Source organism: Demequina silvatica, assembly GCF_000971215.1.
Classification (GTDB): Bacteria; Actinomycetota; Actinomycetes; order Actinomycetales; family Demequinaceae; genus Demequina; species Demequina silvatica.
On record NZ_BBMA01000008.1, the window covers coordinates 54,102 to 64,374 of the forward strand.

General features: G+C 71.5%; 6 protein-coding genes. 1 reads left to right on the forward strand and 5 read right to left on the reverse strand.

Translation table 11 applies throughout. The annotated features are described in order from the left end of the window. The first annotated feature begins 60 nt into the window (after positions 1-60). Complete coding sequence (locus tag AOM05_RS11555) at positions 61-2,271, forward strand: DEAD/DEAH box helicase (protein WP_062522398.1); 2,211 nt, start codon at positions 61-63, stop codon at positions 2,269-2,271. A gap of 97 nt (positions 2,272-2,368) precedes the next feature. Here the strand turns inward: AOM05_RS11555 and AOM05_RS11560 are convergent, their stop codons facing one another. The 5 genes from AOM05_RS11560 to AOM05_RS14510 all read right to left on the reverse strand — a co-directional run bounded on the left by AOM05_RS11560 (position 2,369) and on the right by AOM05_RS14510 (position 10,140). After that, entirely contained in the window at positions 2,369-4,057 is a 1,689-nt protein-coding gene (locus tag AOM05_RS11560) for an Rv1352/Rv1906c domain-containing protein (protein ID WP_062522400.1), read from the reverse strand. A 118-nt stretch (positions 4,058-4,175) separates the two neighbouring features. Then, positions 4,176-5,480: a histidinol dehydrogenase gene (gene hisD, locus AOM05_RS11565; RefSeq protein WP_062522402.1), complete on the reverse strand. Its 1,305-nt coding sequence runs from the start codon at positions 5,478-5,480 to the stop codon at positions 4,176-4,178. A 9-nt stretch (positions 5,481-5,489) separates the two neighbouring features. Further along, positions 5,490-5,885: a DUF4260 family protein gene (locus AOM05_RS11570; RefSeq protein WP_062522404.1), complete on the reverse strand. Its 396-nt coding sequence runs from the start codon at positions 5,883-5,885 to the stop codon at positions 5,490-5,492. 103 nt (positions 5,886-5,988) lie between these two features. Next, positions 5,989-9,531, reverse strand: a complete 3,543-nt coding sequence (dnaE, locus tag AOM05_RS11575) for a DNA polymerase III subunit alpha (RefSeq protein WP_062522406.1) — start codon at positions 9,529-9,531, stop codon at positions 5,989-5,991. 72 nt (positions 9,532-9,603) lie between these two features. Next, positions 9,604-10,140: a hypothetical protein gene (locus tag AOM05_RS14510; RefSeq protein ID WP_062522408.1), complete on the reverse strand. Its 537-nt coding sequence runs from the start codon at positions 10,138-10,140 to the stop codon at positions 9,604-9,606. Positions 10,141-10,273: the final 133 nt, after the last annotated feature.

The window sequence follows — 10,273 nt, forward strand, 5'->3', positions numbered from 1 at the left end:
GGACGATGCGCGGGTCGCCTTCGCGCGGGCCGCGTCGGACCCCCGCCCTACCATCGGGGGATGGTCGCCTCCCCCGCTCCGGTCACCGCCGCATCGTCCCTCCGCCTCGACGCCGAAGGCGCGCTCAGGGACCTGGTGGGCCGCGCGGACGTCGCGCTGCGCGAGGACCAGTGGACCGCGATATCGGCGCTCGTGGAGCGGCAGGCGCGGGCGCTCGTGGTGCAGCGGACGGGGTGGGGCAAGTCCGCCGTCTACTTCGTCGCCTCGCGGCTGCTGCGCGATCGCGGCGCGGGTCCCACGGTGATCGTGTCGCCGCTGCTCGCGCTCATGCGCGACCAGATCGCGGCCGCCGCGCGCGCGGGCATCCGTGCCGTCACGGTGAACTCGGCCAACGTGACCGAGTGGGACGCCGTGCACGCCTCGATCGCGGCGGGCGAGGTGGACGTGCTGCTGTGCTCGCCCGAACGGCTGAACAACCCGCAGTTCCGTGACGAGGTGCTGCCGAGGCTGGCGGCGGACGCCGGGCTGGTGGTGATCGACGAGGCGCACTGCATCTCGGACTGGGGGCACGACTTCCGGCCCGACTACCGCCGCATCCGCACGCTGCTCGCGGACCTGCCGGCCGGGATCCCGGTGCTCGCTACCACCGCGACCGCGAACGCCCGGGTGACCGCGGACGTCGCGGAGCAGCTGGGGGTGACCGGATCCGCGGGCGGCGCGGGCGCGGAGGTGCTGGTGCTGCGCGGGGCGCTCGACCGCGAGTCGCTGCACCTGGCCGTGCTCGACCTGCCCGACCCGGCGGCGCGCGTGGCGTGGCTCGCGTCCTCGCTGGGCGCGCTGGACGGCTCCGGGATCGTGTACTGCCTCACGGTGTCCGCGGCGGAGGAGGTCGCCTCGCAGCTGCGGGCCGCCGGCCTCGAGGTGGCCGCGTACACGGGTCAGACGGATCCCGCGGAGCGCGAGCGGCTCGAGGGCGAGCTGCGCGACAACCGCGTCAAGGCGCTGATCGCGACGTCCGCGCTGGGCATGGGCTTCGACAAGCCCGACCTCGCGTTCGTGGTGCATCTGGGGGCGCCGTCCTCCCCCATCGCGTACTACCAGCAGGTGGGACGCGCGGGGCGCGGCGTCGAGCGCGCCGTGGTGGCGCTGCTGCCCGGCCGCGAGGACCGCGCCATCTGGGAGTGGTTCGGCTCGCAGGCGTTCCCTCCGGAGGAGACGGTGCGTGCCACCCTCGCCGCGCTGTCGCCGGACGCGCCCACCTCTGTGCCCGCGCTCGAGGCGCGCGTGGACCTGCGCCGGTCGCGGCTCGAGGCGATGCTCAAGGTGCTCGACGTGGACGGCGCCGTGCGGCGCGTGCAGGGCGGCTGGATCGCGACCGGCCGGCCCTGGGCGTACGACGCCGAGCGGTACGCACGCGTCGCGGAGGCGCGGCGGTCCGAGGAGCGCACCATGCTCGAGTACCAGGGGCTCGCCGGATGCCGGATGGCGTTCCTGCGGCGCGTGCTCGACGACCCTGAGCTCGAGGACGGCTGGCGCTGCGGCCGCTGCGACGCGTGCGGCGGCGTGACGCTGCCGGGCGCGCCGTCCGCCCAGGCCGTGGAGGCCGCGCAGGCGGGGCTGGACCGCGTGGGCGTCGAGGTGGTCGCACGGCGGCAGTGGCCCACGGGTATGGACGCGCTCGGCCTCGACCTGCGCGGGCGCATCCCCGCGGACGAGCAGGCGTCGCCGGGGCGCGCGGTGGCGCGGCTCGACGGGCTCGGCTGGTCGGGCGCGCTGCGCGACCTGTTCGAGACGCGCGACGAGTCGGGGCGCCCCGTCGACGGCGAGACGCCCGTGCCGCTGCGCACCGCGGCGGTCAGGGTGCTGCGCGACTGGGACGCGCTGTGGGTCGGGGGCTCCGGCGCGGGCCCCGAGAACGGGGCGCGGCCGGTGGTCGACGGCGTGATCGCGGTCCGGTCCGCCACCCGCCCCCTGCTGGTCGACCACCTCGCCGGCGGGCTCGCCCGCTGGCTCGAGGTGCCCCTGCTCGGGGCGGTCGGGCCCGCGGACGCGTTCGCGGATCCCGGGCGTCACGACGTCAACTCGGCGGTGCGCCTCGCCGGGGTGGCGCGGCGGCTCGCGCTCGAGGTGTCGCCCGGGACGGTCGCGGGACGCCGGCTGCTGCTGGTCGACGACCTCACGGACTCGGGATGGACCCTCACGGTCGCCGCGCGGCTGCTGCGCCGGGCCGGGGCCCAGGAGGTCCTGCCGTTCGTGCTCGGGGTGCGGTAGGCGCATCGTCCCGCGCGTCGCGGGAGGTCGCGTCGCCCCGGTCACGCGGGGACGCGAAAGGGGCGCCGCTCGCGCGACGCCCCTCCCGTGGTGATGGTCAGCTGGAGCGGGTGAGCTTCCCGCAGCCGAAGGACGAGAGCCACTCTCCCTTGTCGACCGTGACGGTCACCCGGTCGCCCGGGTAGTAGTACTCGAGCACCGAGGCGACGTCCATGGTGCCCAGCGGCTCCGACTCCACGATGATGATGCACATCTCGGTCGGCGACCCGTAGAGGGTGAACCCCGTCACGTTCGAGCCGCTGTACGTGCCGGGCTTGATGTCCGTACCCACCGCGTAGGTGCCGGTCTTGGCCGTGACGGAGCCCACGTTGGCGCCGGTGCCGTCGAAGCGGGTCCAGCCGCCGCAGTCCTCGGTGTAGAACCACTTGTCGGTGGACGTGATCGTCACGTACGACCGGCCCAGGCCGATGTTCGAGCCGTTGAGGTAGTCGTGCGACTTGCGCGACAGGCGCTCCCAGTAGCAGACGCCCGAACCGGTGCGGTAGTAGGTGCCGGGCTTGATGTCGACGCCCACCTGGTAGTACCCGTTCTTCACGGCGACCTCGGGGCGCGCCTTGACCGTGACGGTCGCGGCGGACCTCTTCGAGAGCGTGGTGAACGCGGACTTCGAGTAGGTCACCTTGACCGCGATGCGCTTGCCTGCGTCGACGTTCTTGAGCGCGTACGTCGCCTTGGTGGCGCCCGCGATCGGGTTGCCGTCGCGCAGCCACTGGTACTTCTTGGCGACGGTCGAGGGCTTGAGGGTGCCCGTGCGGGCGGTGAGCGTCGAGCCCGCGCGGACGGTGCCCGCGATGGTCGGGGTCGGCGCGACGATGGTGCCCTTGGCGACCTCGCCCGTGGTGCCCGAGGTCCGTGACGCGGCCGCGTAGCCGCTCTTGCGGCCGGTGACCGTGACGGCGATGCGGCCCTCGAGGTCCTTCGCGGTGAGCGCGTAGGTGCGGCCGGTCGCGCCCGGGATCGCGACGCCGTCGCGCTTCCACTGGTACGAGAACGTCGCGACCGGGGTCCACGCCTTGACGTTGGCGGTCAGGGTCTTGCCGACCGCGCGGGTGCCCGCGATGGTCGGCGCGTAGGTGGTCGCGAACACGTTCTTCACCGCCGCGGACGCCTTCGCGATCGAGACGGCGGTGAGGTAGCCGGGCGCGCTGCGAGCGACGCGCACCGAGACGATGTGGCCTGCGTCCGCGGTCTTCAGCGTGTAGGTCGCGCCGGTCGCGCCGACGATGTTCTTGCCGTCGCGGCGCCACTGCACGGCGACGTCGCCCGCGGCGGGGACTGCCGCGGTGAGGGTCTTCCCGACCACGAGCGTGCCCGTGATCGAGGTGGTGAAGGGAGGCAGCACGCCGTCCTCGATGTGGAACGGCTCCGACCACGCGACGCCGGAGGTGGCGTCGGCGAGGTGTGCGGTCACCTTGAGCTGCAGGCCGCTGTCCCAGCCCGCGGCGGCGGCGTCGATCGTGTACGTCTCTCCGGTAGCGACGGTGACGTCGCCGATGATCCACTCGAAGTCGTACGAGTCGGGCGTCGGGGTCCAGGTACCGGGGTCGGCCGTGACGGTCTCGCCGACGCGGTAGATACCGTCGAAGCTCGGCTGAACCGAGTTGACGGGCGTGTCGGCGGCGCGCGCGGCCGCCGGGACAAGGAAGGTCAGGGCCGCGGCGAGCGCGACGATGCTCGCGATCAGGCGCCCCGACGGGCGCGCGGAGGCGCCGGCGAAGGTGGTCATGGGTCCCCTCAGTGCTAGGCCGCCGACAGTGGCGGTGAGAGGATCATGACAGGCGTGCGGACCCGCCGCGTACATCCGGTGACAAAACCGACACCGCGTGTCGGTGGACGGGGCCGTCCTACTTTTCGAGCCGCGCGCGGATGGCGGCGCCGTGGGCGGGCAGATCCTCGGCCTCGGCGAGCGCGACCACCTTCTCGCCCACCGCGCCGAGCGCCTCGGAGCTGTAGTCGATGAAGGACACCGCCTTGAGGAAGGCGGTCACCCCGAGGCCCGACGCGAAGCGCGCGGTGCCACCGGTGGGCAGCACGTGGTTGGAGCCCGCGAGGTAGTCGCCGAGCGGCACGGGCGAGTGCTCGCCCACGAAGATCGCGCCCGCGTTGCGGATGCGCGTCGCGACCGCGCGGGCGTCGGCGGTGTGGATCTCGAGGTGCTCGGCGCCGTAGGCGTCCGCGACCGCGATCGACTGGTCGATGCCGTCCGTGAGGATGACCGCGCTCTGGCGCCCGGTCAGCGCCTCCTTGGTGCGGGCGAGGTGCTTGGTCGCATCCGCGAGGGCGCCGAGCTCGCGCTCGACGGCCTCGGCGAGCTCCTCGGAGTCGGTGATGAGGACGGAGCCTGCCATCGGGTCGTGCTCCGCCTGGCTGAGGAGGTCGGCGGCGACCCAGCGCGGAGTCGCAGTCGAGTCGGCGATCACGGCGATCTCGGTGGGCCCGGCCTCGGAGTCGATCCCCACCAGACCGTTGACCGCGCGCTTGGCGGCGGCGACGTACACGTTGCCGGGACCCGTGATGACGTCCACGGGGTCGCACAGGCCCTCGACGCCGTGCGCGAGCATGCCGATCGCCTGGGCGCCGCCCACGGTGTACACCTCGGTGACGCCGAGCAGCGCGCACGCCGCGAGGATGGTCGGGTGCGGAAGCCCTCCGAACGCCTTCTGCGGAGGGCTGGTCACCGCGATGGACGGCACGCCGGCGGCCTGCGCCGTGACCACGTTCATCACCACGGAGCTCGGGTACACCGCGAGGCCGCCGGGGACGTACAGGCCCACGCGGCCCACGGGGATCCACCGCTGCGACACCACCGCGCCGGGCGCGAGCTCGACGTCGACCGGCGGCGGGACCGTGGCACGGTGGAACCGGCCGACGCGATCGATCGCCTCTTCGAGGCCGTCACGGACCGCGGGGTCGAGGGTCGCGAGCGCCTGCTCGATCTCGTGCGCCGGGACGCGCAGGTGCGCGGGCACCACGCCGTCGAACCGCTCGCCGAGCTCCTTGAGCGCGGCCTCGCCGCGGACGCGCACGTCCTCGATGATGGGCTCCACCACGGCGAGCGCGTCGCCGACGTTGACGTCGGCGCGGGGCACGATGGACAGCAGTTCACGGGCGGACAGGTCCTGGCCGCGGAGGTCGATCCGAGAGAGCACGTGCCGAGTCTAGTGACCGCGCTCCTCGCCGCGACGCCCGATCCACCCCAGGTGGGTGTGCTGGAAGTGGTCGTCGAGCTTGAGCCCGTAGCCCAGCGCACGGTCCACGCCCACATGGAACAGCCAGGACGATGCGCCGATCAGGATCCACCGCACGTCGCCGGGGACGTCCCACACCTGGGCCGCGATGGCCCACGCGCCGAGCGCCGCCGGACCCCAGTACGAGTGGACCAGGTTGTACGCGAACGCCCCCGCCCGCGGCCCACGCAGGTACCCGAGCGCGCTCAGGTCGAACGCGAGGAACAGCGCGAGCGGCCACCACCAGGCGTCGAGCGCGACCGCGCCCGCCAACGCGGCGGCCGCGAGCGCGGCGCCCTCGAGGCGCTGCCAGGCGATCGGGGTCATGGGCTCAGGGTCGCACGCCCGCGAACGCCGCCACCGACAACCACCTACCGCTGCCGCGCGGCGATCTCCCGGAACCGACCACCAGATACCAATTCCGGTCGCGTTACGCGCCCGAGAGGCAGTTGGGGCCCAGCGCGGCCTTGAGGTCGCCGATCAGCGCGGACGAGCGCGACACCCGGAATTCGTCCCCCAGCCGCATGGTGAGCGGCTTGTCGGGACCGGTGAGCACCATCCGCACCTCGATCGCGCCGGGGTGCGAGCGCAGGATCCCCTTGACCTGCTCCACCAGCGGCGGCGTCACGCGCGACGCCGGCACCGTGATGGCCACCGGCGACGTGTCCGTGACGTTGAGGTTCGGCACGTTCACCTCGACAGCGGAGAACTGGAGCCCGCCGTCGCCGCGCTCACGGCACCGGACCTTGATGGCGAGCACGGCATCGTCCGCGAGGTCCCGCGCGTACGTCTCGTAGACCTTGCCGAAGAACGAGACCTCGGTCTCGCCGGTCATGTCCTCGAGCGCGACGATCGCGTAGGGGTTGCCGGACTTCGCGATGCGGCGGTCCACGCGGGTGACCAGGCCGGCGAGCTTGATCTGGTCGTTCTCCTTGACGCCGTTGGCGGGCGTCGCGTTGAGGATCTGGTGCGACGCCTCGGAGCGGATCACGTGGTCGAGGCCCGACAGCGGGTGGTCGGACACGTACAGGCCCAGCATGTCGCGCTCGAGGTTGAGCTTGGTCTTCTTGTCCCACTCCTCGAGCGTGGGCACCTCGACCGTCACTCCCCCGCCCAGGTCGGCGGCGTCGGCGAACAGGTCGAACTGCCCGGTCGCCTCCTGACGCTTGACGCCGATCACGGAGTCGATGGCCTGCTCGTGGATCGCGTTGAGCGCGCGGCGCGAGTAGCCCATCGAGTCGAACGCGCCGGCCTTGATGAGCGAGTCGATGGTGCGCTTGTTGCACACGGTCGCGGAGACCTTGTCGAGGAAGTCGGCGAAGGACGTGAAGGCGCCCTGCTCGGTGCGCGCCTTGACGATCTCGGCGACCACGTTCGCGCCCACGTTGCGCACCGCGGTGAGCCCGAAGCGGACGTCGTCTCCGACGGCCGCGAAGGTCGCCTTGGACTCGTTGACGTCCGGCGGCAGCACGGTGATGCCCATGCGGCGGCACTCCGCGAGGTACAGCGCGGACTTGTCCTTGTCCGTGCCCACCGAGGTGAGCAGGGCCGCCATGAACTCGGTCGGGTAGTGCGCCTTGAGGTACGCCGTCCAGAAGGACAGCACACCGTACGCCGCGGTGTGCGCCTTGTTGAAGGCGTAGTCGGCGAACGGCAGCAGGGTGTCCCACAACGCCTTGATGGCGGCGTCGGAGTACCCGTTGGCCTTCATGCCGGCCTCGAAGGGCTCGAACTCCTTGTCGAGGATCTCCTTCTTCTTCTTACCCATCGCGCGACGCAGCAGGTCGGCGGCACCCAGGGTGTAGTCGGCGACGATCTGCGCGATGCGCTGCACCTGCTCCTGGTACACGATCAGGCCATAGGTGATCCCTAGGACCTCCTTGAGCGGCTCGTCCAGCTCGGGGTGGATGGGCGCGATCGGCTGGCGCCCGTTCTTGCGCTCCGCGTAGTTCGTGTGGGAGTTCATGCCCATCGGGCCCGGGCGGTACAGCGCGAGCACGGCCGAGATGTCCTCGAACGTGTCGGGTCGCATCTGGCGCAGGAGCTGGCGCATGGCCGTGCCGTCGAGCTGGAACACGCCCAGCGTGTCGCCGCGGCCCAGCAGCTCGAACGCGCCTTCGTCGTGCAGCGGCAGGTCCTCGAGGACCAATGGCTCCTTGCCGTTGTCGACGATGTTCTCGAGAGCGTCATCGAGGATCGTGAGGTTGCGGAGCCCCAAGAAGTCCATCTTGACCAGGCCGAGCGTCTCGCACGTCGGGTAGTCGAACTGCGTGATGACCGCGCCGTCCTGCTCGCGGCGCATGATCGGGATGATGTCGATCAGCGGGTCGGAGGACATGATGACTCCGGCGGCGTGCACGCCCCACTGGCGCTTCAGACCCTCGAGGCCCTGCGCGAGCTCGAACACCTGCTGCGCCTCGGGGTCCGTCTCCAGCACGGCACGGAAGTCCTGGCCCTCGTGGTGGCGGGGGTGCGCGGAGTCGGTGACGCCGATCAGCGGCATGTCCTTGCCCATGATCGCCTCGGGGTACGCCTTGGTGAGCGTCTCACCGAGCGAATAGGGCTTGCCGAGCACGCGCGTCGAGTCCTTGAGCGCCTGCTTGGCCTTGATGGTGCCGTACGTGACGATCATCGACACGCGGTCCTGGCCGTACTTGTCGGTGACGTACTGGATGACCTCGCCGCGCCTGCGCTCGTCGAAGTCCACATCGAAGTCGGGCTTGGACTCGCGCTCCGGGTTGAGGAAGCGCTCGAAGTACAGCTGGTGCTCGATCGGGTCGATGTCGGTGATCTTCATCGCGTATGCGGCCATCGAGCCGGCCCCGGAGCCACGCCCCGGCCCCACGCGGATGCCGTTGTCCTTGGCCCACTGGATGAAGTCGGCGACCACCAGGAAGTACCCGGGGTAGCCCTTGCCCGCGATGACCTCGATCTCGTAGTTCGCGCGCTCCTGCACGTGTGCGGGGATCTCCTCGCCGAAGCGTAGGTGAAGGCCCTTCTGGACCTCCTTGACGAACCACGAGTGCTCGTCCTCCCCCGGCGGGCAGTCGAACACCGGCATGTAGTCGGCCTTGGTGTTGAACTCCACCTCGCACTGCTCCGCGATCGCGAGCGTGTTGGTGAGCGCCTCCGGGTAGTCGCCCCAGATCTTCCACATCTCCTCGGCGGACTTCACGTAGTAGCCGTCGCCGGAGAACGCGAAGCGCTTGCCGCCCTGGTCGTACGTGGGCTCGCTCAGCGTCGAGCCCGACTGCACGCACAGGAGCGCCTCGTGCGAGACCGAGTCCTCCTTCTTGGTGTAGTGGAGGTCGTTCGTCGCGACCAGCGGCGCGCCGATCGCCTTCGAGATGCGGATGAGGTCCTCGAACACTCGCTTCTCGATGTCGAGGCCGTGGTCCATCAGCTCGACGTAGTACGAGTCCTTGCCGAAGATGTCCTGGAACTCCGCCGCCGCCCGCAGCGCCTCGTCGTACTGGCCCAGCCGCAGCCGCGTCTGCACCTCGCCCGACGGGCAGCCGGTGGTCGCGATGATGCCCTTGGAGAACCGCTGCAGCAGGTCGCGGTCCATGCGGGCCTTGTAGAAGTGGCCCTCGAGGGACGCGTAGGACGCGAGGCGGAACAGGTTGTGCATGCCACCGGTGTCGCGGGCCCACATGGTCGCGTGAGTGTAGGCGCCGCCCGAGCTGACGTCGTCGTTCTCCTGGCCGCGTTCGCCCCACCGCACACGCGTGCGGTCACCCCGCGCGGTACCAGGCGTGAGGTACGCCTCGAGGCCGATGATCGGCTTGACGCCGGTGGCCTGCGCCTTGTTCCAGAACTCGTACGCGCCGAACAGGTAGCCGTGGTCCGTGGTGGCCATCGCGGACTGGCCCAGCCGCTCGGCCTCCTTGAACAGGTCGCCGATCTTCGCCGCTCCGTCCAGCATCGAGTACTCGGTGTGGACGTGGAGGTGGACGAAATCCTTGCCGGGCATGGAGACGATTCTAGGAGCCCCCACCGACAGCGACGGGACGATGCGCGGGTCGAGTCCGGGTGTCGCCGCGGCTCAGGAGGGCTCGCGCAGGTAGGGGTACACATCTGCCTCGGCCTGCTCGCCCACGAGGTACAGGCGGTCCATCGCGAGGACGTCCGCGACGTCCACCCCGAGGAACGCGCCCTCGAGATTCGAAGGGGAATCGACCCAGTCGAGACCCGAAGCGGCGCCGCCCGGGCAGTACAGGAACATGGCGGCGTTCGTGGACGGGTACGCGTCGACGGACGCCTCCCAGCACTCCTCCCGGTTCGGGGAGATCGCGTAGTCGCCCGCCGTGAGCTCGCGCGGATCGTCGCCGTCCAGGTAGACGTAGCTGATCGCGTCGGGCGACGCGTCGGCCACCACTGTCGGGAGGTCGACGGTCACGCAGACGTCCTCGCGAAGTCCCGGCTCCGCGAGGCACCAGCGGTCCGTCACCGCCGCGAGGCCGTCACCCGCGACCGCGGCCGTCGCGCTCGCCGCAGGCGTCGCCTCGCCGCCTCCCGACCCGGAGCATCCGCCCACCGCCAGCACCGCCACGAGCACCCACGCACCGCGCCATCCGGCCACGACTCCCCCATCCCGCGCGCGCCCCTGCACGCGTCCGCCCCACGGTAGCGACCGACGGTCGCGCGATCATCCCCCACTTCTGGGGGGACGATGCGGCGGCCCGGTCGGGAGTGTCGGCGGGACTTGGGAGAAT